Source organism: Actinocatenispora rupis, from assembly GCF_016861975.1.
In the GTDB taxonomy this organism is placed as follows: Bacteria; Actinomycetota; Actinomycetes; order Mycobacteriales; family Micromonosporaceae; genus Actinocatenispora; species Actinocatenispora rupis.
The window spans coordinates 21,313-45,640 of the sequence record NZ_BOMB01000029.1 but is presented as its reverse complement, the minus strand read 5'-3'; the positions used below and the strand labels follow the sequence as shown (position 1 = coordinate 45,640).

The 24,328-nt window shown below is 69.2% G+C and carries 27 protein-coding genes; 8 read left to right on the top strand and 19 right to left on the bottom strand.

Features of this window, described 5'->3' with window-relative positions; translation table 11 throughout:
• Positions 1 to 66: 66 nt before the first annotated feature.
• A complete protein-coding gene (locus Aru02nite_RS24870; protein WP_203661800.1) occupies positions 67 to 453 on the bottom strand; it encodes a winged helix-turn-helix transcriptional regulator in 387 nt (128 codons plus the stop codon).
• An 82-nt stretch (positions 454 to 535) separates the two neighbouring features.
• Between Aru02nite_RS24870 and Aru02nite_RS24865 the strand changes: the two genes are divergently transcribed.
• Together Aru02nite_RS24865 and Aru02nite_RS24860 are read left to right on the top strand one after the other, a co-directional pair.
• Positions 536 to 1,975: an MFS transporter gene (locus Aru02nite_RS24865; protein WP_203661799.1), complete on the top strand. Its 1,440-nt coding sequence runs from the start codon at positions 536 to 538 to the stop codon at positions 1,973 to 1,975.
• A gap of 156 nt (positions 1,976 to 2,131) precedes the next feature.
• A complete protein-coding gene (locus tag Aru02nite_RS24860; protein ID WP_203661797.1) occupies positions 2,132 to 3,163 on the top strand; it encodes a 6-phosphofructokinase in 1,032 nt (343 codons plus the stop codon).
• 45 nt (positions 3,164 to 3,208) lie between these two features.
• Here Aru02nite_RS24860 and Aru02nite_RS24855 read toward each other — a convergent pair whose 3' ends face one another.
• Positions 3,209 to 4,279, bottom strand: a complete 1,071-nt coding sequence (locus Aru02nite_RS24855; protein ID WP_203661795.1) for a glycerophosphodiester phosphodiesterase family protein — start codon at positions 4,277 to 4,279, stop codon at positions 3,209 to 3,211.
• Between the two features lie 73 nt (positions 4,280 to 4,352).
• Complete coding sequence (locus Aru02nite_RS24850; protein ID WP_203661793.1) at positions 4,353 to 5,732, bottom strand: sulfatase family protein; 1,380 nt, start codon at positions 5,730 to 5,732, stop codon at positions 4,353 to 4,355.
• 162 nt (positions 5,733 to 5,894) lie between these two features.
• Between Aru02nite_RS24850 and Aru02nite_RS24845 the strand changes: the two genes are divergently transcribed.
• Both Aru02nite_RS24845 and Aru02nite_RS24840 read left to right on the top strand, forming a co-directional pair.
• Positions 5,895 to 6,377, top strand: a complete 483-nt coding sequence (locus tag Aru02nite_RS24845) for a MarR family winged helix-turn-helix transcriptional regulator (RefSeq protein ID WP_203661791.1) — start codon at positions 5,895 to 5,897, stop codon at positions 6,375 to 6,377.
• 125 nt (positions 6,378 to 6,502) lie between these two features.
• A complete protein-coding gene (locus Aru02nite_RS24840) occupies positions 6,503 to 8,002 on the top strand; it encodes a glycoside hydrolase (RefSeq protein ID WP_203661790.1) in 1,500 nt (499 codons plus the stop codon).
• A 62-nt stretch (positions 8,003 to 8,064) separates the two neighbouring features.
• On the opposite strand, the gene Aru02nite_RS24835 is transcribed toward Aru02nite_RS24840, so the two are convergent.
• Positions 8,065 to 8,691 carry a maleylpyruvate isomerase N-terminal domain-containing protein gene (locus tag Aru02nite_RS24835; protein WP_203661788.1) on the bottom strand — a complete coding sequence of 209 codons (627 nt, stop codon included), beginning with the start codon at positions 8,689 to 8,691 and terminating at the stop codon, positions 8,065 to 8,067.
• A gap of 149 nt (positions 8,692 to 8,840) precedes the next feature.
• Here Aru02nite_RS24835 and Aru02nite_RS24830 point away from each other — a divergent pair, with 149 nt between their 5' ends.
• Entirely contained in the window at positions 8,841 to 9,554 is a 714-nt protein-coding gene (locus Aru02nite_RS24830; protein WP_203661786.1) for a VOC family protein, read from the top strand.
• A 192-nt stretch (positions 9,555 to 9,746) separates the two neighbouring features.
• Entirely contained in the window at positions 9,747 to 10,352 is a 606-nt protein-coding gene (locus Aru02nite_RS24825; RefSeq protein ID WP_308446277.1) for an NUDIX domain-containing protein, read from the top strand.
• 236 nt (positions 10,353 to 10,588) lie between these two features.
• On the opposite strand, the gene Aru02nite_RS24820 is transcribed toward Aru02nite_RS24825, so the two are convergent.
• From Aru02nite_RS24820 to Aru02nite_RS24755, 14 genes are all read right to left on the bottom strand, one after another.
• Positions 10,589 to 11,851 (bottom strand): tyrosine-type recombinase/integrase, encoded by a 1,263-nt coding sequence (locus Aru02nite_RS24820; RefSeq protein ID WP_203661784.1) that lies wholly within the window; start codon positions 11,849 to 11,851, stop codon positions 10,589 to 10,591.
• 9 nt (positions 11,852 to 11,860) lie between these two features.
• Positions 11,861 to 12,007: a helix-turn-helix domain-containing protein gene (locus Aru02nite_RS24815; protein WP_308446278.1), complete on the bottom strand. Its 147-nt coding sequence runs from the start codon at positions 12,005 to 12,007 to the stop codon at positions 11,861 to 11,863.
• A 68-nt stretch (positions 12,008 to 12,075) separates the two neighbouring features.
• Positions 12,076 to 13,878, bottom strand: a complete 1,803-nt coding sequence (locus tag Aru02nite_RS24810) for a replication initiator (RefSeq protein ID WP_203661780.1) — start codon at positions 13,876 to 13,878, stop codon at positions 12,076 to 12,078.
• The gene (locus Aru02nite_RS24805) at positions 13,875 to 14,633 is read right to left on the bottom strand and encodes a DUF2637 domain-containing protein (protein WP_203661778.1); all 759 of its coding nucleotides are present in this window, start codon (positions 14,631 to 14,633) and stop codon (positions 13,875 to 13,877) included. Before Aru02nite_RS24805 ends, Aru02nite_RS24810 begins: the two co-directional genes overlap by 4 nt.
• A gap of 22 nt (positions 14,634 to 14,655) precedes the next feature.
• Positions 14,656 to 14,919, bottom strand: a complete 264-nt coding sequence (locus Aru02nite_RS24800; protein WP_203661776.1) for a hypothetical protein — start codon at positions 14,917 to 14,919, stop codon at positions 14,656 to 14,658.
• A complete protein-coding gene (locus Aru02nite_RS24795; RefSeq protein ID WP_203661774.1) occupies positions 14,916 to 16,505 on the bottom strand; it encodes an FtsK/SpoIIIE domain-containing protein in 1,590 nt (529 codons plus the stop codon). Before Aru02nite_RS24795 ends, Aru02nite_RS24800 begins: the two co-directional genes overlap by 4 nt.
• Entirely contained in the window at positions 16,505 to 16,759 is a 255-nt protein-coding gene (locus Aru02nite_RS24790; protein ID WP_203661772.1) for a hypothetical protein, read from the bottom strand. Before Aru02nite_RS24790 ends, Aru02nite_RS24795 begins: the two co-directional genes overlap by 1 nt.
• 88 nt (positions 16,760 to 16,847) lie before the next feature.
• Positions 16,848 to 17,300, bottom strand: a complete 453-nt coding sequence (locus tag Aru02nite_RS24785; protein ID WP_239076929.1) for a hypothetical protein — start codon at positions 17,298 to 17,300, stop codon at positions 16,848 to 16,850.
• Between the two features lie 510 nt (positions 17,301 to 17,810).
• A complete protein-coding gene (locus Aru02nite_RS24780; protein ID WP_203661770.1) occupies positions 17,811 to 18,245 on the bottom strand; it encodes a hypothetical protein in 435 nt (144 codons plus the stop codon).
• A gap of 82 nt (positions 18,246 to 18,327) precedes the next feature.
• Entirely contained in the window at positions 18,328 to 18,699 is a 372-nt protein-coding gene (locus Aru02nite_RS24775) for a hypothetical protein (RefSeq protein WP_203661767.1), read from the bottom strand.
• Between the two features lie 20 nt (positions 18,700 to 18,719).
• Positions 18,720 to 19,448: a GntR family transcriptional regulator gene (locus tag Aru02nite_RS24770; protein ID WP_203661766.1), complete on the bottom strand. Its 729-nt coding sequence runs from the start codon at positions 19,446 to 19,448 to the stop codon at positions 18,720 to 18,722.
• Positions 19,449 to 19,574: 126 nt separating this feature from the next.
• A complete protein-coding gene (locus Aru02nite_RS24765) occupies positions 19,575 to 19,880 on the bottom strand; it encodes a hypothetical protein (protein ID WP_203661764.1) in 306 nt (101 codons plus the stop codon).
• Between the two features lie 259 nt (positions 19,881 to 20,139).
• Positions 20,140 to 20,445: a hypothetical protein gene (locus tag Aru02nite_RS24760; protein WP_203661762.1), complete on the bottom strand. Its 306-nt coding sequence runs from the start codon at positions 20,443 to 20,445 to the stop codon at positions 20,140 to 20,142.
• Positions 20,442 to 20,621 carry a hypothetical protein gene (locus tag Aru02nite_RS24755; RefSeq protein WP_203661760.1) on the bottom strand — a complete coding sequence of 60 codons (180 nt, stop codon included), beginning with the start codon at positions 20,619 to 20,621 and terminating at the stop codon, positions 20,442 to 20,444. Before Aru02nite_RS24755 ends, Aru02nite_RS24760 begins: the two co-directional genes overlap by 4 nt.
• Positions 20,622 to 20,777: 156 nt before the next feature.
• Here Aru02nite_RS24755 and Aru02nite_RS24750 point away from each other — a divergent pair, with 156 nt between their 5' ends.
• Together Aru02nite_RS24750 and Aru02nite_RS24745 are read left to right on the top strand one after the other, a co-directional pair.
• A complete protein-coding gene (locus tag Aru02nite_RS24750; protein ID WP_203661758.1) occupies positions 20,778 to 21,662 on the top strand; it encodes a DUF5919 domain-containing protein in 885 nt (294 codons plus the stop codon).
• Complete coding sequence (locus tag Aru02nite_RS24745; protein WP_203661756.1) at positions 21,659 to 22,441, top strand: inositol monophosphatase family protein; 783 nt, start codon at positions 21,659 to 21,661, stop codon at positions 22,439 to 22,441. The genes Aru02nite_RS24750 and Aru02nite_RS24745 overlap by 4 nt, the downstream gene beginning before the upstream one ends.
• A gap of 71 nt (positions 22,442 to 22,512) precedes the next feature.
• On the opposite strand, the gene Aru02nite_RS24740 is transcribed toward Aru02nite_RS24745, so the two are convergent.
• Positions 22,513 to 24,294 (bottom strand): ATP-dependent nuclease, encoded by a 1,782-nt coding sequence (locus tag Aru02nite_RS24740; RefSeq protein WP_203661754.1) that lies wholly within the window; start codon positions 24,292 to 24,294, stop codon positions 22,513 to 22,515.
• Between the last annotated feature and the right edge of the window lie 34 nt (positions 24,295 to 24,328).

The following is a 24,328-nucleotide window of genomic DNA, read 5'->3' as shown; positions in this document are numbered from 1 at the left end:
AAACGCCTCCGCACATCCTGCACCACGTTCCAACAGAGGAGAAGGGGAACCGGCGGCCGGTTCGGCTCAGTCCGCGCGCGCCTCGTCGTACCGGTGGCGGGCGGCGGCGATGTCGCCACGGTGCCGGTCGGCCCAGGTGGTGAGGGTCAGGAGCGCGTCGTACAGCTCGCGCGCCATCGGCGTCGCCACGTACTCCACCTTCGGCGGAACGGTCGGGTGGACGGTGCGGGTGAGCAGCCCGTCGCGTTCGAGATTGCGCAGGGTCAGGGTGAGCATGCGGCGGCTGATGCCCTCGACCGCCCGCTCCAGCTCGGTGAACCGGACCGGCCCGCGGCTCGCCTCCACGATCACGCCGATCGACCACTTGCCGCCGACCCTGTCGAGTACCTCACGCACGGTGCACGCGTCGGCGCCCGCCACCTGCGCTGGTACATCGGTGGTACTCCGTGACATGAATGTGCCTCCTTACGCCGACCTCGATGGTCACACATGATGGCCTCAGTAACAAGTCGTGCACCTTTTTGGGAGGCAAGGGATGTCGGCACGCCAACGATGGTTCGCCCTGGTGGTGCTGTGCGGCGCGCAGGTCATGGTCATCCTCGACGGGACGATCGTGACCGTCGCGCTGCCCGCGATCCAGGACGGCCTGCGGTTCAGCCCGACCGGGCTCGCGTGGGTGCTCAACGCGTACCTGGTCGGTTTCGGCGGGCTGCTGCCGCTCGCCGGGCGGCTCGGCGACCTGGTCGGCCGCCGCCGCGTGTTCACGCTCGGCCTGCTCGGGTTCGTGGCCACGTCGCTCGCCTGCGGACTCGCCACCGACGCCGCGGTACTCGTGGTCGCGCGCTTCGCGCAGGGCGTGGCCGGCGCGTTCGCCTCGGCCGTCGTACTCGGGATGCTGACGACGACGTTCACCGACCCGCGGGAACGGGCGCGGGCGTTCGGCGCGTTCACGTTCGTCGGGGCGGGCGGCGCGTCCGTCGGTACGCTGCTCGGCGGCGTCCTGACGCAGGGCCTCGGCTGGCACTGGATCTTCCTGATCAACGTACCGATCGGGCTGGTCGCGGCCGCGCTCGCGATGCGGGCACTGCCGGCCGAACCGGGCCTCGGCGTACGGTCCGGCGCCGACGTGCCGGGCGCGCTGCTGGTGACCGCCGGCCTGATGCTCGGCGTGTACACGATCGTCACGGTCGAGCAGCACGGTCCGCTCGCGACCGCCGGTACCGGTGCCGTCGCGGTGGCCCTGCTCGTCGCTTTCGTACTGCGCCAGCGCGCCGCGGCCAGCCCGCTGGTACCGCTGCGGATCTTCCGGTCGCGGCCGGTGTCCGGCGCGATCGCCGTCCTGCTGACGATGGTCGCCGGCCTGTACGGGTTCCAGTTCCTCACCACGCTCTACCTGCAGCAGGTCCGCGGGTACGACGCGATGCGCACGGGGCTGGCGTTCCTGCCGGTGTCGCTGGTCATCGCCGCCACCTCGCTGCTGCTCTCCGCCCGCCTGATCGCCCGGTACGGCCCGCGCCGGGTGCTGCTCGCCGGGCTGGTGTCGATCGCCGCCGGTCTCGCCCTGTTCGCCACGGTTCCGCTCGCCGCCGGGTACCCGACGCGGATCCTGCCCGCGCTCGTCCTCGTCGGACTCGGCTTCGGGATCGGGATGCCGGCGCTGACCGGGTTCGCGATGTCCGGTGCCGCGCCGGACGACACCGGGCTGGTGTCCGGGCTGTTCAACACCGGGCAGCAGGTGGGCGGGGCACTCGGCCTGGCCGTACTGGCCACCGTCGCCGCCACCCGTACCGCCGCGCTGCGCGCCGACGGTGTCGCCCTCGTACCGGCCCGGGTCGCCGGCCACCACCTCGGCTACCTCGTCGCCGCGGTACTGGTCGCGGCCGGGCTGGCGCTCGCGTTCGCCCTGCTCCGTACGCCGGGCGGGGCGGACGCGCGTCGGGAGGAGACGGTGACCGCGGCCGCGAGTACCAGGTGATCGGGGTCCGGTGGACACCATGCCGATGACGGGCGTGTGACGGGACGCTCAAGGTTCACCAAAGGTGCGTTGCCGCGGGGCGCCGGTCACCCTCTACCCTGTTCGCGGAAGACCGGTACAGCGCCGTGCCGTCTGGCCAGAGGAAGGGACACGCACGTGCGTATCGGTATCTTGACCGGGGGTGGCGACTGCCCGGGTCTCAACGCGGTCATCCGCGCGGTGGTGCTGCGCGCGGTCCGGGACCACGGCTGGCAGGTCACCGGCTTCCGCGACGGTTGGCGCGGCGTACTGGAGAACCATCACGTCGACCTGGTGCCGTCGCGGGTACGCGGGATCCTCGCCCGGGGCGGCACGATCCTCGGCTCGTCCCGGGTCAACCCGGACCACCTGACGTCCAGCATCGACACGATCCGCGGCGTACTCGACGAGAACGGCATCGACGCCCTCATCCCGGTCGGCGGGGAGGGGACGTTGCAGGCGGCGCACTGGCTGTCGTCGCACGACATCCCGGTCGTCGGGGTACCGAAGACGATCGACAACGACATCGACTGCACGGACGTGACGTTCGGGTTCGACACGGCGGTGGAGATCGCCACCGACGCGATCGACCGGCTGCACACCACCGCCGAGTCGCACCAGCGCGTGATGATCGTCGAGGTGATGGGCCGGCACACCGGCTGGATCGCGCTGCACTCCGGCCTCGCCGCCGGCGCGCACCAGGTGCTGACTCCGGAGACGCCGTTCGACATCGCCGAGGTGTGCGCCGGGCTGCAGCGCCGATTCGAGGCCGGCGACAACCACGCCGTACTCGTCGCGGCCGAGGGTGCGGTCCCGGCGCCCGGCACGATGGAGTTCGACCAGGGGCACGTGGACCAGTTCGGGCACCGGCGGTTCGCCGGCATCGCGCGGCAGCTCCAGCTGGAGATCAGCCGCCGGCTCGGCGCCGACCGCGACGTCACCACCACCGTGCTCGGGCACCTCCAGCGCGGCGGCACCCCGACCGCGTACGACCGGGTGTTGGCGTCGCGGCTGGGCGGGCGCGCCGTCGAGGCCGTCCGCGACGGCAAGTACGGGATGATGTCGGCGCTGCGCGGCACCGAGATCGAGCTGGTACCGCTGGCGGACGCGGTCGCCCGGCTCAAGACCGTGCCCGGCGACACCTGCGCCGAGCTGCGCGCCCTGCTCTGACCCGCTCGTACCGGCCCGGCGCCACGTGGGCCCCGGGCCGGGCGGTCAGCGGTAGAAGTGCAGGTCGACGACGGCGCCGGTGGGGTCGTACAGGGTGAGCGTGTCGCCGTAGTTGTCCAGGTACGCCGGGTCCGGCGCGGGCATGACGAGGTCGGCGCCGGCGGCGAGCGTGGTGTCGGGCAGCCACTGGCGTTCCATCAGCTGGTTGCGGAGCGCCCAGCCGCCGAGGTCGGTGTCCGCGTCCGCGGTCAGCACCGTGTACTCGTCCGGCACCGAGGCGCGGGCGACCCGCACCGGCGTACGGGCGAGGCCGCTGGGGTCGCCGCGCAGCACGGGCGCCGCGTACGGCAGGTGGTTGGTGATGACGCCGTCGGCGCCGAGCGCGGCCATCGCGGCGACCCCCTCGGGCGCGTCGACGGTCCAGGGCAGGACCCGCACCCCGTGCCCGTGTACGGCGTCGACGTACCCGTCGGGCAGCTCGCGGCCGAGCGGCACGTACGCGGAGATCCAGTCGCCGAGGCCGGCGAAGTCGGCGAGGTCGAGGGGCGGCCGTACGCCGGTCATGAGGACGAGCGGCACGGTCGGCGGCACCAGGTCGCGCAGCGTACGCAGCAGGTCGGGGTCGGTGGCCTGGAGCGCGACGGGCGGCAGGTCGGCCCGGTCGAGGGCGGGGCCGAGGCAGCGCCGGAGTTCGGTGACGAGCTGGGCCTCGATGCCGGGGAACCGGTCCGGCCACTTCATCTCGACGAGCAGCGTGGCGCGGCCGGCGATCGCGTCGAGCAGCTCGCCGAGGGTGGGCACGGTGGCGCCGGCGAACCGCGGGTCGAACCACGACCCGGCGTCGAGTTTGCGCAGCTCGGCGAGGCTCAGCTCGGCCAGCCGGGTGTCCGCCCGGTCCGGGAGCACCTGGGCGATGTCGGTGGTGCGGGCCATCGTGCTGTCGTGCGCGATGACCAGCTCGTCGTCGCTGGTGCGCTGCAGGTCGACCTCGATCGCCAGCGCGCCCTGCCGGATGGCCTCGACGCACCCGACGACGGTGTTCTCCGGCGTCGTACCGCAGGCGCCGCGGTGCGCCACGCAGGTGCCGACGGGCGGCCACGGGGCTTTTGCACTCATCCGCGCGATGGTACGTGGTCGGACCGTTGGGCGAGCGGGTTCCCGGGGTGCCGTCCCACCCAGCGGGTCGCCGTCAGCCGGCGAGGGCGGCGCGCCAGGACTCGTGCCGCCCGGTCAGCTCGCGTACCAGGTCGGGGTGGTCGGCGGCGAGGTCGCGGGTCTCGCCGAGGTCGGCGGCCAGGTCGTACAGGGTGAGGCCGCGGCCCGGGTCGGTGTGCTCGACCGTACGGATGCCGTCGGCGTACGGCGAGTCGGGCTGCACGTACCGGAGCTTCCAGTCGCCGCGGCGCACGGCCCACTGCCAGCCACACTCCCAGTGCAGCTCGTCGTGCCCGCCGGATCCGTTGCGCAGCAACGGAAGCAGGTCCACCCCGTCGGTGTCCGCGTACGGCGCGGCGGTGGCCCCGAGCAGCGTCGGGTACAGGTCGACGGTGGAGACGAGGCCGGCGCGCTCCACACCCGCCGGTACGTCACCGCCCGGCCAGCGCACCAGCATCGGCACGCGGATCCCACCCTCCCACAACGTGTACTTGGTACCGGCGAGTGGCGTGTTGTCGCCGTAGTTGCAGGTGGATCCGCCGTTGTCGGTGGTGTAGACGACGATCGTGTCGTCGGCGAGGCCACGCGCGTCCAGCTCGTCCAGCAGGCGGCCGATCTCGGCGTCCATCAGTTCGAGCTGCGCCGCGTAGTACGCGCGGCCGTCGGGGAGCTTGGGGCTGATCGCCCCGTCGTACCAGTCGACGTAGTCGCCGACGCCGGGATCCCAGTCCTCGAAGCCGGGCAGCCCGCGGCGGTCGAGCTCCTCGGGCGGCAGCTGCCAGCAGAAGTTGTGCACCGCGTTGAACGCGACCATGCAGAAGAACGGCGCATTCTCGTGCCGCGCAACGAAATCCCGCGCGCGCCGGCCGAGTTCGGCGGTGAGGAAGCCCTCCAGCTCGACCGGCTCGTCCCCCTCGTACATCGGCTGCACGGCCATCCGCCACGACGCCTCCGGCCCGTACTCCTCGACGGCGGCGGTCGAGTGCCGCAGGTAGTGCAGCCGGCCCTGCTGCATCCCGGCGAGCCCGTAGTACGACTCGGCGAAGCCGTGGTGCGGCGGGCAGGCGCGGTCGCCGGGGCGCTCCGGTCCATAGTGGACCTTGCCGAAGTACCCGGTGGCGTAGCCGTTCTCGGTGAAGCGTTCGGCGAGGCTGGCGCCGTCCGGCGCGAACCGCGACGAGTCGAACCAGCGGGCGCCCCACCGTTCCTGGAAGCGGCCGGCCATCAGGCCCGCGCGCGACGGGCTGCACACCGGCGCCGTCACGTACGCCTCGGTGCAGGAGACGCCGCCGGCGGCGAGCCGGTCCAGCGCCGGTGTCGCCACGTCGTCCCGGAGCCCGAGGGCCGAACGGTCGGCGTACCCGTGGTCGTCGGAGACGATGAGGATCACGTTGGGACGGCGGGCTGCGGGCATGGGTCGGCTCCGTCCGGTCGTACTCGTTCCGGGCGCGGCGACCGCGATCGGGCCGCCTGCCCGTCGGTCGGCAACCTAGGCCGGGCGGAGGACCCGGGTCAACCGCACCGCGACCCGGTATCGTTGCCGTACGCACGGCATACGTTACGAGGAGCGGACGGTATGACTGCCGAAACGCAGGAGGACGCGCGGCGCCGCCGCCGGTCCCGTACGTCGATCAAGACGTCGCTGCGGGACCTCAGCAGCCAGCTCTCGCTCCTCAACCACCAGGTCGGCCGGCAGCTCGGGCTCAAGGACGTCGACCTCGACTGCCTCGACCTGATCACCCGGCACGGGCCGATCGGGCCGAGCGCGCTGGCCCGGCGCGCCGGGCTGCACCCGGCCACCATCACCGGCATCCTCGACCGGCTGGAGCGGGAGAAGTGGATCGTCCGGGAGCGTGACGCGGTCGACCGTCGCGCGGTCACCGTGCGCGCGGTGCGCGACCGTACCGCGGAGGTGCTCCGGCTGTACGCGGGGATGAACCGCTCGATGGACGACATCTGCGCCAGGTACGACGCGGCCGAGCTGGAGCTGCTCGCGGACTTTTTCCGGCGTACGGCGGAGGCGGGGCGCGGCGCGACCGACGACCTCTCCGACGCCTGACCCGCGCCGCCACCGACCGCTCCACGCGGGGCCGTTTTTCAATTTTTTAGTACTTATCTTGACACCGGCGCCGGGCCGGGCCAGTCTCGTGCGAAGCACGCACCCTCACGCCCCGAGGAGTGACGATGGCCCGTCGACGCGCACTCGCCGCGCTCGTGTCCCTGACCGCCGCGATCACCGTACTCACCGGCGCACCGGCCGGCGCGGCCCCGGAAACCGTTGTGGTACAAGCGAAAGCACATCAGACGATGACCGGGTTCGGCGCGTCCGGCGCGTGGTGGACGATCGACGTCGCGCGCTTTCCCGCACCCGTACGGGAGCAGCTGGCCCGGCTGCTGTTCTCCCCGGACGGCGGGATCGCGCTCAGCCAGTGGCGCTGGAACATCGGCGGTGGCGGCGTCGGCGTCACCGTGCCGACCGGCGGCGAGTCCGAGCTGGGCGCCAGGAACCGCGCCCCCGACACCTTCTACCAGGCCCCCGGCCGGTACGACTGGTCGGTGGACGCCGGCGGTACGGCGATGCTCAAGCTGGCGGCGAAGTACCGGGTGCCGGACGTGATCGGGTTCGCGGTGAGCGCGCCGCCGGACTTCACCACCAACCACCAGTCGTGCGGCGGCACGCTGACGCCGGGCGCCGAGCGGGCCTACGCGGAATATCTGTCCACTGTGGTCAGACACGCCCGGGATTCCTGGCACGCCAACGTGAACCACGTCAGCCCGATGAACGAGCCGGACTACACGCGCGGCGAGTGCACGCAGGAGGGCATGGCCGTACCGGCGGATCGGCGGGCGGACACGCTGACCGCGCTGCGCGCCGCGCTGCCCGCCGGTACGGGGATCATCGCGGACGAGTCCAGCCGGGTGGACACGCAGTTCCTGCCGGAGACGCCGCAGTGGATGTCCGACCCGGGCGCGGCGGCGGCCACCACCGCGCTCGCCCACCACACGTACGACTTCCCGTCGGACGCGACGCTCAACCAGGCGCGCGACCTCGCCCACGGGTACGGGAAACCGTTGTGGGCCACCGAAATCTGCTGTTCGGTACTGGCCGGCGGCAAGCCGGCGTGGAGCCAGGGGTACGACCCGACCATCACCGGCGGTCTCGCCCTCGCCGACATCGTCGCGCAGGACCTGACGCAGGCCGACGACTCCGCGTTCCAGTGGTGGGTGGCGATGTCGGCGGCGCTCGGCTGCGACCCGACGACCGGCGCGTCCTGCACCGGCCAGGCAAACCCGGAAGGCTGGAACGACGGCCTCGTCTACTACGACCCGCAGTATTCCAGCCACCACAACTACCGGCTCTACCCGACGAAACGCCTGTGGGCACTGGGAAACTTCAGCCGTTTCGTACGCCCCGGCGCGGTGCGGCACGAGGTGACCGGCACGCCCGACGGCGTCCACGCGCTGGCGTTCCGTACCGGGCGGGAGTGGACGCTCGTCGTCGTCAACAACACCACCGCCGACACCGCCTTTCCCGTACGGTTCCCGGGATCCGCGCACGCCACCGGCGCCTGGCGTACCGACGGGACGCACGATCTGGCCGCCGTCGCGCCACCCCGCGGCGACACCGTCCCCGCACCCGGCCACAGCATCACCACCTACCGGTACGCCGCTTCGGGTGCGTGAGCTACGCCGAACCGTTGGGGCCCAACCGATCCGCGCGTCGAGGCCGTCGCCCGAACCGGCCGTCAGAGTGCGCTGATCGTGGCCGGCGCCCGCTCCGTACGCGAGAGGGCGCGGACCACGGCGAGCGGTCCGTGCCGCCACGCGGCGACCCGGGCGAGCAGGTCGATGGTCGCCTCCGTCGCCGCCGGCGGCATCTCCGGCGTCGGTACGCCCACGCTCACCGCGAGATCGTCCCCGTGCACGACCAGTTCCATCAGGCGCGTCAGCAGGAAGTCGTCGACCCGCAGACCCCAGTCGCCCACGTCCACGATCCGGTCCACCGGCTCCCCCGGTACGATCCGGCGCAGCTCGGCGAGCGCCGCGTCCGTCGTGTCGGCCAGCGCGGCGGGCGTGGTGGCCGCCGCGTCCCGCTCACCGCGCCGCCGGATCCCCACGTTCGCCTCGCTGTCCGTACCGGTGGTGGTCCACTCGTTCCCGGTGAAGTGCGCCAGTACCGGGATCGCGGTGGCGGCCGGCGGCGCGGCCAGCAGCGCGACCGTGTGCGTGACCTGGTTCGCCAGGTGCCGCGCCAGGCCCGCGACGGAGAAGTCCGGCAGCGCGCTCGGCGCCGACCAGCGGTCCGCCACGGCCGGATCGTGCAGCAGCGTCGCCGCGACCGCGGCGGCACCCAGGTACGCGTCTCGTATCACCCCGGACACGCTAGTACGCCCGGATCGGGTCGGGTCGGGCTGGGCAAATGCTTTGCGGCGCCGTCCGCGGAACGCCTAGCGTGGTCGGCCACGGACCGTACCGCGTGCCCGTGCGGCGCGCCGCCAGCAGAACGGAGGTGCGGAGCCGGATGACCACACACCTCCACGCGCTCTGCTTCGACGCGAACGATCCCGCCGCCCTCGCCCACTTCTGGGCCGGCGTACTCGGCTGGGACACCGTCGACGACCCGCGCGGCGTGACGCTCCAACCGAACGACGACACCGGCTTCCTGCTCCGGTTCCCGCCGACCGACCGGCCCAAGACCGGCCCCAACCAGATGCACTTCGACCTGACCAGCCCGACCCCCGAGGCGCAGCAGGAGACCGTCGCCCGCGCCCTCGCGCTCGGCGGCCGGCACCTCGACATCGGCCAGGGCCCCGACGCGGAACACGTCGTACTCGCCGACCCCGAAGGCAACGAGTTCTGCGTCATCCCGTACGGCAACAGGTTCCTCGCCGAGTGCGGCTTCCTCGGCGCCCTCTCCAGCGACGGCACCCAGGCCGTCGGGTACTTCTGGAGCAAAGCCCTCGGCTGGCCCCTCGTCTGGGACCAGGACGAGGAAACCGCGATCCGCAACCCGCAGGGTGGCCCCAAGATCACCTGGGGTGGCCCGCCCGTCGCGCCCAAACACGGCAAGAACCGGCTGCACTTCGACCTCGCCCCCGCCGCCGACAGCGACCAGCGGACCGAGGTCGAACGGCTGCTGTCCCTCGGCGCCACCCGCGTCGACATCGGTCAGGCCGACGCACCCTGGGTCGTCCTCGCCGACCCCGACGGCAACGAATTCTGCGTACTCGCCTGACCGACCGTCCACTGTAGACCTTCTGGTTCCGGTGGCTGCCAGCCCCGGCGAGTCGTCACGTACCGCCGGATGGTCGCTCGCGCGCTGCGTCGAGGCCGCTGAATCGTCGAGTCGCTCGCGCGACGGACAGTTCGCTGCGGCCGCTGGTGGTCAGTCCCGCTCGCGCGGCGGACAGTCCGCTGCCGCCGCTGCGTGGTCGCGTTTGGACGGCCCGCTGAGGCCGCCGGGGCGGCTCGGTCGCGCCTACGGGGGGCGCCGTACTGTCGGGTGGCGCAGAAGGGGCCGTACACCCGACGGTCGGCGCGCATCCTGCTCGTCGACGACACCGATCGCGTACTGCTGCTGCGTTTCCGCACACCGACGAGTACCGGATGGGTCACGCCGGGCGGTGGAGTCGAGGCGGGCGAGACCCTGGCGCAGGCCGCCGTACGGGAACTCCGGGAAGAGATCGGCCTCGCCACAACTCCGGCCGACCTCGGCGGGCCAGTCGCCGTCACCGCCGGCCGCGCCGAGCTCGGCGGCGTGGCCGGCCTGTACCGCGACGACTTCTACTTTCTCCGCGTACGGCCCACACCGTCGACACCCGCGGCCAAACCCCGTACGAGCGCAACGAACTCGCCGGCCACCGCTGGTGGCAACCCGCCGACCTCGCCACCACCGGCGACCTCGTGTACCCGAACGGTCTGGCGGCACTGCTCGCGGACCTCATCGCCGGCCGCCGGTCGCCGGAGCCCCGCGTACTGCCCTGGCGCCAGAACCCCGAACCATGAACGCGGTGGCGCTCCAGGCCGTTCCTGATCGCGTACGACGTCCTGACCGAGGTGGCCGACACCCACACGCGCGTGGCGCCGAAGCAGGCCGTCCACTGTGGACTACGCAGGCACGCCCAACGTCGTCGGGGGTCGGTCACGGCAGGTTCGTGGACCGACTCTGGCGCGCCATGCCGAGGTCCCCGCTGCACGCGGACTGCGCGCCTCGGCCGCTACTTGTGGCGGAAATACCATCAGTACCCGCCTGACCTGCATTGACACTACTCACGCCGCCTCTGGGGCCGTCCCTGGGCCGTCCCGGTCCGGCGTCTCGCTGAAGAGCTGCTCGATTGCCCGCCGGGTACGGTCCTCGCTGGCCGGCATCAGGTGGGTGTAGGTCCGCAGCGTGAAGCCGGGGTCGTGGTGGCCCAGGTACGCCGAGAGCGCCTTGATGTTCTCCCCAGCGTCCAGGAGCGCCGAGGCGTAGAAGTGGCGCAGCGCGTGCATCCCGTTGGTACGGCCGGGAACGACGCCGGCGGCCGTGAGTGCCGGTCGCCAGATGTAGTGATTGAAGGTGTTGCGGTTGTGCGCTCGCCGCCACTTCGTCGTGAAGACCAGCGATGCCGTCCGCGTCTCGTCGCTCGCAGGGTTCTCCCAAGGCAACGTGATCTCCGCCGGCTCGTACCTGGCCGTTGCCATGTAGTCGAGCAGGGCACGGCCGATCGTTGCCGAAAGCGGGATGCGCCGCTCCCGGTCGTTCTTCGGGAGGCCGAAGGCGAGGCCACCTCGGATGAGCTTCACCTGACGCCGAACATGGATCCAGCCGGCTTCCGTGTCGATGTCGTCGGCCGCAAGCCCGAAGATCTCGCCCTGCCGAAGACCGCAGCCGGCACCGACGTCCACCATCAGCCGGAACCGCTCTTCCAGACCAGCGCGTACCGCACGAACACGTGCGAACTCCCACGGCACCACCTGTGTTGCCTGTACGCGAGGCTTCTTGACGGACTTCGCGAGGCAGGGATTCTTGGGGATCCTGCCGTCATCCACAGCAGCACCAAGGATGAGTTTCAAGCTCGCGAAGACGAGCCCGTGCGACGAGTCGGCGAGACCATCGGCCCCTTCGTGGTTCCACTCGCGGACGACACCCGGTGAGATTGCCTTGATCTGCCGATGACCGAAGTAGGGGTAGAGGTGCTTCCTGACCCGTGATTCGAGGTTCTGCCGCGTGGACTCATCCACGGCATGCGTCCGGATGAAGTTCTCGGCGTACTCGCGGAACATGACCCGGCCCGCATCAGGATCGACGTAGGCGCCGCGCATCTTCGTTGACTCGACCTCGACCAAGAAGGCATCGGCCGCCCGCTTCCTGCCGTCGGGAAACGACCGGCTCTTCTCGTTGCCGAAAGGATCGACGTAGCGAACGCGGTACCGGTCGCCCTTCCTGTGCCGGGACGTTGGCTCAAGTACCTTCCGCCCCTTGGCGTCGAGAACGAAGTGACCGTCTGCGTCCTTCCGCGGCTTGAACCAGCGGTCTTCGATGTGCGCCATACCGGCCCCCTACGCCGCTTCGCTGTCGTTGAGCCAGGCCCGGACCGCAGCCGGGTCGTAACGGAGGTGCTTGCCACACCGGCGAGCCGGTGGACCAGTTCGCTTCTTGCGCCACGTACGCAGAGTTTCGACCGGGACCCGCAGGTACCCGGCCACATCATCGATCGTCCATGTGCGCTCTAACGTCGCGTCCTTTGTGGACACTTGGTTCTCTCCCCGTAAGTTCAAGCCGCGTGGCCGGTTGCCGAAAGGCGTTGAAGGACTAGCTGTTTCGCCGCGTCGAGTTGCGCGCGCCAGGCTTGCCGTTCGGCGATCTTGCGCAGGAAGTGCACCTGTGGCGGCGGGACGTCAGGGTCGTCGCGGGAGGCGAGTTGGTACTCGAACCGGTCGAGTTCATCCGCCTGGTCTTGCTCGCCGTTGTCCGCCTGGTCCTCGTCGCCGGTTGCCGAAAGCGCGAGGAGGGCTTTGACCCAGGCTTTGCGGTCGCCGCGGTGGTCGGCGAGGGTCTTGTTCGACCACTGCCGGGAGACCAGCACGCGGCGGCCGGTGAAGCCGAGGGTGCGCCGCTGGTGCACCTTGCCCTTGCACCGTCCCGGCCGTGCCGTGGCTTTGGCGTTCTTGGGTTGGATGCCGTAGAGCAGCCAGTTCGGGCAGGTGGGAGAGCAGGGCAGGGTTTGCAGCTCGGCCGCCAGGCGGGCCATGTGCTGTTCCTGCGCCCGCGAGTCGGGCGAGACGGCGTCGGTGATGTCTTTGGCGATGTACTTGGTGATGTAGCGGATGGTCTTCTCGGCGCTCTCGGAGCCGCCGCGCACGCCCTTGACGTCGACCGTGCCGAGCCGGGCCACGTGCGCCGGTTCGGCGTCGGGGTCGTCGTCGATGGCGTCGAGGGCTTCGTCCCAGGTGGGCAGTGCGGCCCCGGTGTCGGGGTCGCGGTAGGTCAGCGCGTCGGCGTCCCAGGTCGGGAGCGGACCGTCGGGGTCAGAGACGAGCCGGTCGTGGGCGGGCCACCACACCTGGTGGTAGGTGGCCGCAGCGACTTGCTTGACCAGCTTGCGGGCCAGCGCACCGCGCACCGCGAAGTGCCCGTGCGGGGCGAGGCGTTTCTGCATTTCGATCGATCCGGCGTACTGGACTTTCCAGCCGACCGCGCGGCGCAGGTTCTGCCAGAACCGGTCGATCACCTTGGCAAAGTGCACGGCATCCAGCGCCGCGGCCCGGTAGTCGTAACTGTCCGGATCGACCGGCGTACCCAGCCGCGGGTCATGCTGCGCGTGCAGTTCCCCGCACTCACACGGCTGGACCCGCCCCCGCCGCCAGTACGCGGAGTGGACCGCACCGTACGAGCCGAGGGTGAGCGTGAGGAACATCGAGTCCCGGTGCTCCCGCCCGTCGGAGCCGATGTGCGGGTGCGGGATGGTCCGGTTCGCGACGGGCAGCCGGGGCAGGTCGGGTGCGTCCTGCCGGCGTTTGGTCGACCGCTTCCGCGCCGGAGCCGCCTCCTGCCCGTCGGTACCGTCCTTACGGCCACCGGGCAGGACCGAGCCGCGGATACCGGCCGCGGTGATCTGCTCTTCCACCTGGTCGATCTCGGCGTCCAGCTCGGCGACCTGGTCCCACTCGGCGGCCAGCACCACCGAGGTCCGGGCGAACTCCAACACGGCCCGGTACTCGACCAACTCCCGCTGCTCATCGGTCGGAGCGTCCGGCGTGGTGACCGGTTCGTCGATCAGGTGCCAGCCCTCCCGGATCTGTTGCATGCGCAGCCGCCGGTTGGCCTCGGCGCACGGTTCGCACTTCGCCGCCGAGGTAGCCCCGCACGGCACGGAGATCAGCTCCGTCTCGCCGGTCGCGGTATTCGTGCGACGCAGCCACACCGGCTTGACGCACACCCCGAACTGCTTCGCCAGATCCGCAGCCACGTCCTTCGCGATCGGCTGCAACAACCGAGCCGCCCGCGTCCCCGGCCGCGGAGTCTCCTCCCGCCCGAGGTCCGGGAGCACGACGGCCGTTGCCTTGATGCTGCTCATACCGACGGCACCTCCCGAGCAGAACCGTTGACCCGCGCCACCGGCCGGGCCGGAGCCACGACACGGGCCACGAGGGGACGAACGGTCGCGGGACGAGCCGGATCGCCGATGTGGTTCCGGTCTGGGGCCGATACCGTCCGGTCATGCTGTTCGGGCGATTGCGACGATGGGCCGACCGTCGGCGGGTCACTCACGGTGGCTGGTACGTGGCGTACTGGCTCGGCGTCGGCGGTGCGACCAGCGTCGCCACCACCACCGCCGTGGACCTGGCCGAGGGCGACCCCACCGGAAACATCGGCCACCGGCTGATCCTGCTCGGCGGATGCGTTGGTATCGCGGTGATCGGCGACGCAGGAGGCCGACTCCGCGCGCGTCGCCGTATGGCCGGGCAGGCTGGAGAACACCAGCTTGATCAACAGCGTGAACGCGATCGCGGGTAGCGCGGCGAGAGCCTTGCTCGACAGCGACGCGTTGGCCTGCGACACCTGCGCCGCCAACGACAGCAGCCCCGAGCCGACCAGCAGCGCCACCGGATACCCGATCGAACCGCCGGCCCGGCGACGGCGCCGCCATTCCAACAACGCCAGCGCGGGGGTCAGCTCGGAGACGACCGCGTTGGCCCAGCCGAACCATTCCGGCGTGCCGTCCGGCGCGTTCTGCATCGTCCAGTCATGCATGTGCGTGAATGACGCCGCCCCGGCCATGACCCCGATCGCACCCATGATCACCAGCCGGGCCGCGCTCTCCACCTTCACTCCAGCAGACACAACGACCCTCCTATCGGCTCGACGGGGTAACAGGAGTACGGACGAAGTCGGGTGGGTCGCCGGTGATGTCGAGTGCTTCGCCGAGCAGCTTGAACACCGCCCACGCCTCCGGCACCGAGAGCGGCAGGCGACGGCGTCCGGCGCCGACCGCGACCCACATCCGTACGTCCGTCTCGCTGGCATCGAGCCGGACCGTGACCGCCGTGCCGGACAGCAGTGCGCCGGGGACCCGGATACGCCACAGCCGGGCCGCGCGGCGTTCGATGCTGGTCATCGGTCACCGCCGCGCAGCTTGTTGAACAGCTCCGCCGGCAGCGGCCCCGACCCGTTCCCGTTCCCGGAGGCGGGTACGGTGCGCTGCGACGGCACAGGAGCAGCTGACGACGGCGCCGGGGTCGGGGTCGCGTACCGCGCGTTCATGTCGCGGATGTGTTCGTCGGTGACGTGGGTGAACCGCACCCGGACGGGTTCGGGTCGCTGGTCAAGCACCATGTACCCGACCCCCGGCAGGCTGGCCGGGATCTGGTCAGCCAGCGCGCCGCGCTTGCGGGCGCCGGCACCCAACACCATGTCGACCTGTTCGTCTTCGGTCATCCGCAGCCCGACGCGGGTGGGGAACAGGTCGCGGAACTTGACGACCTCCTTGCGCGGGTCCTGTACCGCCGCGATCACGTGCACGCCCAGCGCCCGGCCCTGTGACAACAGCACCGCTAACGCTGCTTCGATCCGGTTACGGAGATCCTTGTCGGTCAGGTACGCGGTCAGCGCCGCCAGCTCGTCGACCAGGACCACGATGGTCGGATCCGCCGGGGAGGGAACGTGCTGTCGCACCGAGCCGGCCAGCCGGGTCTGCCGTTCCCGCATGACCTCGACGGCCTGGTCCAGGACGTCGGCCATCTCTGGCAGCGACGAGTAGGCGAAGCGGGAGAACAGCCGCCGTCCCATGGCCAGTTCCATGCCGCCCTTCGGATCGATGGCCCACACTTGCACCAGCCCCGACCGGATACCGCCGGCCAGCGCGCGCAGGATCGACCAGATCACCGACCCCTTCCCCGACCCGGTCGCCCCCGCGATCAGCACATGCGTTTGTTCCAGGACGATCCGCAGCCACGACCCGTCCTCCCGCAGGCCAACAGGGAGGCAGGCGAGGTCCGGGGTGTGCGGGATCGAGTCGGGGCCGATCGCGGGGACCGGGTAGGCCAGCAGGTCGCCACGCACGAACACGAGGGTCATTTCGGTCGGGCGGTCCCGGCCGAACCGGCGTCGGTCCCACCACGCCAGCAGGACGCCGAGCCGGCCGGCGCGGATCTTGGGCAGCACGTTGATCCGGCCGGAGAACACCCGGCACAGCCGCGTGCCGAACGCGTACGCCAGCTCCGCCGACCTGCCCGACCACGTGTCCGGGGTCTGGCCGCGCAGCAGCCGGACGCGGACGACGTCACCGGCGGGCGAGGACTTGACCGACAGGATCGGCGGCCAGTACTGCACCGACCCGTGCGCGGTCGACAGGCCGCAGCCGCGCATGGTGGGTTCCCAGCCACGCCGGTACAGCCACCAGCGGCGCCACCGCGACAACCACGGCCACTTCACCCACACCCCGAACGAGTCACGGTGCCCGATCCGCCACCCCGACAACCCGGCCGCCGCCAACAGCAAGATGATCGGGATGACCTGCCAACCGGCCCGCCAACCCAGCCAGATCAGCAGGACTACCGGGCCGGTCACCCGCCAGTACCGGAACGCCAGACGGACACCGCGGTACAGCCCGCGGAACATCAGGCCGACCAGTAGCGCCCACCGCGGGACCGCGAACACCGACGACTGCAACCGCACCAACTGCGGCTCACGACGTGCCGCCATCACTGCTCACCGCCCGGACGCAGCCGGTACTGCGGGCAGCGGACCGGAGTCCCCGCCGCGTCGAAGTGCTTGCGCGGCGATGAGCAGAACGGGCAGGGACCGACGTCGTTACCGCCGTCGGCGACTCCGCAGTAACCCACGAGGCCGAACTCCGTCGAGAACACCTCGACCGCTTGACGGCCGCAGGTGCACAACTCACCGGGCACACCGAGGCGGGTGCCCATCAACGAACGCCAATCAGCGTCGCGTGACATGCTGGTTTCCTCCTGTACGGCAGGAGAAGCGCGGGGCGGTCGTCAGCCGCCAAGCAGGGCCGCCCCGCGCCTCATGAACGGGTGAGGGTCAGGCCGCCGAGTCGTCGGCAGCGGGCAGGGTCGACGCGGCACGGATGCCGGTCGCGCGAAACGAGTACGTCTGCTGCGCCTTGCACTTGTGCTGCCGGCCGTCCTGCGGCGCGCGGCACTTCTTGTCGTCGACGTACGGCGTGAACTGCAAGCCCTCGAACTCGATCACCGGCGGGTAGCCGGGGATCTGCGAGGCCGGCGGCACGGGCTGGTGCTCGGCGAGCACCTTGACCTTGATCTGCGCGTTCCGGCCGAACTTCGCCGCGTCCGGGTCCAGGTCCATCGCGGTCACCGTCCACACGCGTTGACCGGTCTGCTTGTCGCGCGCCTGGTCGTCGCCCTGCCCGCGCTTGTCGAAGTCGGTCTCGGCCTGGACGCCGAGGAACAGGGCGTTGTTCGGGAACGCCGCGATGGACGGGATCTCGACCCGCAGCCCCATCTGGATAGCCATTGTCTACTCAACCTCCATCATTAAACCGGTTGTCCGATCAAGCTAGAGCCGCTTGACCAATGCACGAAGTGTAGGCATGGCCATCTTGTACATGCAAGTCAATCGGCACGACCAGTTGTGTCCGAGTCGCGCCCGCCGAGCGTTGCCCCTGGTTGCGGCGCTGTTCGAACCTGTGTTCGAATGACGTCGTGGGGGGACCGAGCTTGAAGACGGAGCTACGTCGGGCGCAGAGCGACCTGCGCGCGGCGTCGGTGCGGGCGACGAACGCACTCGCGCTACTCCATGAGTACGGCGTACCGCTCGGTTGGCCGCCGTCGATGCCGCAGCCGCCGGCATGGGACCGCGTCACGATCTCCGTGATCTTGGAACTTCAAGACGCGATCTCCGAACTGATCAACGCCCGCCGCCTGTACGACCAACTCGCTCGCTCCCGCGGACAAGTGCCGCAGCGACCGGGCCGCCCATGAGCCGAGCATGGCTTCCGAGGCTCGACCAGGACGTACGTGGCCATTACGTCACGGAGCAGTAGAGCCGCTCACCTTGACGAATGGCAGAGGCGGCCAGTCGCGCCAACTCGCCGAGGTGGCGGACGGCTTCGTCCTCGCCGATGTCCTCGCCATCCTCCTGTCGCATGTGGGCCCACTGGCGAGCGATCGCTTCCAATGTGGTTCGATCGCTCGTCGCCAGCGAAGTGACCAGGTTGCGCGAGACCACGAAGACACAGCAACCGTCGTTGGTGACCTCCGTGACGAACCGAGGCTCACCTGCCTGCATCAGCGCGTGTGCGTGGGCGCCGGTAAAAAGGCTCTCCCACTCGACGACCACGTCTGCCGGATCGTAGGCACCGCCAGGCAGCGACTCGAAGGCCCTTCCGGCTTCCGTACCCTTCACCTGCGCGGCCACCTCATCGTCTGATGCTATGAAGAACTCCGTCGAACAATCCATGTCTGCATCCTGACGGGCATGCGGACGCGTCATCGCCGGGGAGCCAAGCCGCGCGCGAGCAGGATGAGCGATCGTGAGACGTTCATGCGCTGAGACCGGCGAGCAGGGATGCAACCCACCAAGCTGCTTCCTCGACGTCGTCGCGAGCACCAGGTGTAGGCCCCATCAGCACGGTAAGGAGTGCGCGCAGCGCACGGTCATCGACGTCTCGGATGACCGTCGAGGAGCCGTTCTTGTCGTCGAGGTAGCGCCAGATTGCCACCCTCAGCGAGGTGTAGTCATCTTCTCCGCCACCTTCGCTCAGCAGCCGGCCCGCTGACTCTAGGAAGCTCTCCGCCTCGCTTGACTCAGTGCCGGCCCCTCGGACCTCGGCGATGACAGCGGCGACGAAAGAGGACCAAGCCGACTCATCATCAACCGCGTCGTAGGCGGCCATCAGCCGTTCGAAGAGCACCGCGTCGCCAATCGCTCGTGTCAGGAGCCGAGGGCGAAGCTGTCGACGAGTTCGTGGCGGTCGCCGGGGAGGACGACGTCGTAGGTGACCAGGGATGAGCCGTCCGGGGCGTGGACGGTGAGCAGCAGCCACAGCACCGAGTCGGACGGGTCCATCTTCAACAGCTCGGCCTCATCGGCGGTGGGCGGCCGGGCGGTGATGCGTTCGGTGACGAAGTCGAAGCGGGTACCGCGGGTCGACTCGATGCGGTCCCGCAGGTTGCCGGAGACCGGGTCGGAGCCGTCGGCGGATGCCGCCACGGCGATCTGCACTGGAAGGTACGCGGTGGACAGCGCGACCGGTCCGCGGGCGCCGGAAACCAGGCGGCGCCGTTCGAACACTGCGCTGTTTTCCTTGACTCCCAACGCATCCGCGACACGAGGCGAGGCCAACACGGCCTCGACGCCGAGCAGCCGGGCAGAGGTTTCCTCGGCGTTGAGCAGTTCCTCGATGTAGTCCGGTGCGCCGAGCCGGGAGCCTGCCGGACGGCCGCGAACGACGTACCCCTTGCCCTGCTGGCTGTCGATCCAGCCGTCCTGCTTGAGGATGTTCAGCGCCCGCACGGCGGTCTGCCGGGACGCGTTGAACTCGGCCGCGATCTGCGCTTCGCTGGGCAGCCAGTCGCCCCGCGCGTACGTGCCGTCCTCGATGCGCCCCTGAAGGGTCGACGCGATCACGGCGTACTTGCTCAGCTTCGCCTCGAACGCCATTACCACTCCTGCGGGGCCAACGTCGCTGTACGACCTGTCAAGCGTGTTACACCTGTCAGGACAAGTTAGCTGACCCGGCTCGAAAAGTCACGCCAGCGTGACGAGGCACCGACCCAGCGCGCGCCGTCACGCTCGATCGGCGTGGCGCGGAACGCCGGGTTCGCCGACCAGGATGATGCCCGCGGCGTACACCGAGACGTGTTCGCGCAGGTTCAGCCGTCGGCCGCGCGGGTCGAGTTCGTACCCGGTCAGCGAGAGCCACGCCGCGTTCCGCGCCGAGTGCCCACGCCGGTCGTCGAACTCCGACGGGGTGGTTTCGGCGGTGATCAGCAGCCGTACGGGGTGCCCGGCGAAGCGGGGTGAGGCGCGGTCGGTCAGGTACACGGTCTGTCCCGGTAGCGGAACGAAGCGGCCAACGGAAACCGTTGCCATGACTGCGATCCCTTCCCGTGCGCCGTTGGATGGCACCAGGACGGACGGGCTACCACGGGTCGGGGAGTGGACCCGTGTCCTGCCGCGTGGGGACGCGGCGGGGCGCCTGCGTCCGTCCCGGTGCCGGCCTGTGGTGGACAGGACGGGAACGCGCGCCGCGCCCTGGTACGGAGGGCACGCCTGTTCCTGCGCGCGCCCCGCCCTGCCCCTACGCCCGGCGGTGACGGCTACCTCCACCGGACGAGCCTTGTTGGTTGGTTCAGACGCGGAACCAGCCCTGCCCGCGGTCCGCCTCCAACACCAGCCCCGCCGACCCGACGCGAGGGAGGCTGCGCCTGACTGCCTCGCCCAGGCACGCGGCGACCGCCCACGCCTCCGCCCCGGGCAGCCTCGACATCGAACCCGACCCCCAGTGCAGCGACAGCACCCCGGACGCCGGATAGACGATGACCGTGGAGACCGCCAGCCCGGACGGCAGCCCGTCGACGGCGCGACGCACCCGGTACCAGTGCGAGTGCGGACCGGCCTGCATCAGCCCCTCGCCGCGGGGCTCCGGGCCGGTCATGCCGCGTCCCGCGTCGGGGTCTGCGGGGGTGTGCAGTCACGGCAGGTTCGCACGTTCCACAGCCCGGCCGCCTCGGTATCGGCCTGGCCGACGAGCACGCGCCGGGAGGTGACGTACTTCCAGCCCCGGCCACGGCACGACAGGCACGGCCGCCGCGGTTCCTGCGAATCGATCATGAGACGAAGTCTGGTGAAGAAACACGTTGCGTCGCGAGGCCGCCACTGTCCCGTCTTGACCGTCTACGCGCCGACCCGTCTCGTCTGTGTCTCGTCCTGTCTCTTCCGAGGCGATAGCCTGTTGTCTGCTTGACCGGGCAAACGTGGGGAGCGGACGTGTCAGAGGCAGAGACCCTGCTCAAGGTGCTGCTCGAACGCCGCCGGTGGACCGCACACCGGACCTTCACCGCCGAGTACGACCGCGCCGCGAAGACGATCGACCCGAGTCTCATCGGTGGCGCGCCGAGTCGCGCGCAGCTGCACCGGTGGGTGACCGGCCAGGTGACCAAGCTGCCGTACGAGCACCACTGCCGCGTGCTCGAAGTGATGTTCACCGGGTGGAAAGCCGAAGCGCTCTTCGCCCCGCCGCCGGCCGACCTGCCCGCCGAGCCGCTGCACCGCGCCGAGGGCGAGACCACGCCGAGCGACCACGTCACCAAGCCCGCACCGGTGCTCGCTGCGGGCAAGTACGCCGACCTGCAGGCCGTCTACACCAGCCGTACCGAGTTCGCCGCCGACCTCACCCCGGCCAGCCTGTTCGACAGCGCCAAGGACATCCGCATCCTCGGCCTGTCGCTCAACATCCTGTGTCAGAGCTACCCGGACCAGAAGATCCGCCGCCTGTTGGAGTCCGGCACCACGATCACGTGCCTGTTCCTCGACCCGCACGGCCAGGCCATCCGCAGCCGCGCCATCGAGGAGAGCCTGCCGGAGAACCACCTCGCGGACCTGACCGAGGTGAACATCCACATCATGAAGCGGCTGCGGTCCAAGCTGACGCCGGCGGCGCAGGAGCGGTTCACCCTCGCCACCTACGAGGCGGTACCGCGCGTCAACGTCACCCTGATCGACGACCAGATCTGCGTGGCCCAGCCGTACCTGCCCGACACCCGCGGACTCGACTCGCCCACGTTCCTGATCCACCGCCAGGGCGACGAGGGCCTGTACTTCACCTACACGCAGGTCTACGACACCATCCGCGACGGGAGCACCGCACTGTGATCGACCCCGCCGAGTTGCTACCCGTCGCCCTCGAAGCCGCCGAACGCGCCACCGCCCGCATCCGCCAGCAAGACCCCGGCACCATCACCACCAAGGGCGACCGAGACATGGCCTCCGAGGTGGACTACGCCGTCGAGGACGACCTACGCACCTTCCTCGCCAAGGAAACCCCCGAGATCGACTTCCTCGGCGAAGAACACGGCGGAGCCGACCCCGCCACTGCCACCGCATGGATCCTCGACCCCGTCGACGGCACCGCCAACTACCTCCACGGCCTCCCCCTGTACGCGGTCTCCCTCGCCCTGGTCGAAGCCGGCCGCCCCATCCTCGGCGCCGTCTTCCTCCCCGCCCTCGACCAGCGGTACTGGGCCGCCGAAGGCAGCGGCGCCTACCGCGACGGCGACTCAATCAGCGTCAACACCACGACAAGGCTGGAAGACGCCATCGTGTCCATCGGCGACTACGCCGTAGGCGAAGGCGCCGAAGCCAAGAACCGGGGACGATTCGCCGTCACCGAAGCCCTCGCCCCCCGAGTCCAACGCATCCGCATGCTCGGCTCCGCCGCCATCGACCTCTGCTTAACCGCTAGCGGAACTCTCGATGCCTGCATTTTTTTGAGTAATCATCCATGGGATGTTGCAGCTGGCCTTGCCATTGCCGCCGAATCGGGAGCGATGGTGCGCGACCACAAGGGGTATACCCACAATTTTACGTCTCAGTCGCTGATCGCATCTTCCGCACCTCTAATAGATACCATCATCGCATGCATTAACGACTAGCGCCGCCAAGGAATCTCACACGAACAAACGTTGGACATGTCATCACGCGCCGAATACGGTAAGTCATGAAACTATGCGTGATTGGTTACCGCCAGGAAGTTCGATATAACGTCACGAACCTGAACGAGTTCATCGCAATCTTCATTCACCTTCGCCAGCGCTCGTTCCTGTTCATAGAGAATTTCTTGTCCCGTTACCGATTCCCAATCCTCACGACCCAATGCCTGCCGTGTACGCGTCAGCCATGTTTCTTTACCCGGTTGCGCACCGGAGGCCCCCGGACGCCCCTCCATCAGAAGGATGAGAGCCTCGGGAGTCGTGTGCGGTAGAAAACGGAGATGCTTGAAGCACCAGTCCAGAACACATCGCCGCTGGGTCGCCTCCTGGCCCGGAGCCGAATGCCCAGCCGCACCGTCCAGCATGAGCAAAATCTTACAACGCATCAGCTCAGTAAGCGCAGATTCAAGATCACCGTCGACCAGCCCAGAAGGATCAACCTGGGGACACTTTGGTCTTTGGTCCCCATCCAGAAGCACAAGGCACCTTGGCTGGTTCGTCAACGCTAGAGTTGGAATCAGTCGACCTTTAATGGCCTCGGCGCCTCCGGGCAGGACCCTCACATCCAGACGAGAGTTGGCCGCCTTACCAAGTTTCCTAGCGGCACGCTTTACCACCGCCATAGCTAGCCGATCCTCGACATAAACAGTCCACTTGTCGCCAGCATGGAGTCCAAGGCGAAAAAAAGCGTCCGCGGGATCTGCTTCCTGTGCTATGAGGTCGATCTTGCCATCTTTCTCATTAGGCACGAAGACTTTAATCGCCTGCGGCGGAAGGTTCCTAATTATCTCCGGCGCATGGGTGGAAATGACGAACTGATGCTGGCTGGCTTTGGCCGACGCAGCAATGAAGTCCATCAACTTACCCTGAGCGCCGGGATGTAACGACACCTCCGGTTCATCCAACAGTATGAGGGAACCCGGCTCAGCCTCGGAGATTGCCCTCACCATCATCACGACTGCAAACTCGCCACTCCCAGCGAATGCTTCCGAATACCTGAGGTCAGGTGTGTCCAGCACGACAGTCGCGCCTCGAACATCGAAGAGGTCATGACGCACTATACGTATCCGTCGATACTGTTTACCGACAATGGACGACACTACCTTGGTGTCCTGCTTACTCAGAGTAAAAGCTGGCGCCAAGATACGCTCTCGGCGGTACAGAGATTTACTGGTCCCACCATCCAGGACACTGCGTAAATGCCTTGACCGCCTCCGGATAAACTTCTTCTTCTCCGTGAGGTTCTGTGCACCATGATACGGAACATGGAAGAAGAATTTGTCATATGCCGACAGTTCTGACCGAAAGTCGAGATACACGACCGGTTTCCGGATGCTTTTCCACCGCGTTCGATTTCGTTCAGGTGGCATGAGCGCACCGCGTTCTACCCGCGGCATCGGTGCCATCTCATCACTAGCAAGTGGCCGAGCCGTCTCCCAATAGTCCGGATCGCCTTCACGAACGATTCGCGACTTCACTACTTCCACGATTTCGTGGATCGATCCGGCAAGGTATCCATAAATGAAACGATGCCGATCTTCAGCCAGAATCCGGTCGACATTCGTCGAGAACCAATACTGACCAAGGTTCGCACCTTCCGGCGCCCCCTGCAGTGCCCTAAGAATTGCCGTCTTGTTTGTGCCGTTCGGCCCAACGAGCGCTGTCACGGGATGAAGGAACTCAACCCGAGTGCCCTCGCGGAGATTACGATAATGGGGAAACCGGATGTGTCGGATAAACGGCTCAAACTTCCCTGCAGCGAGCATGCTGGCAATAGCATCAAGCGTCGAGTTCATGAGCGGTCTCCGTAAGGCAGACGTCCTGGCACCC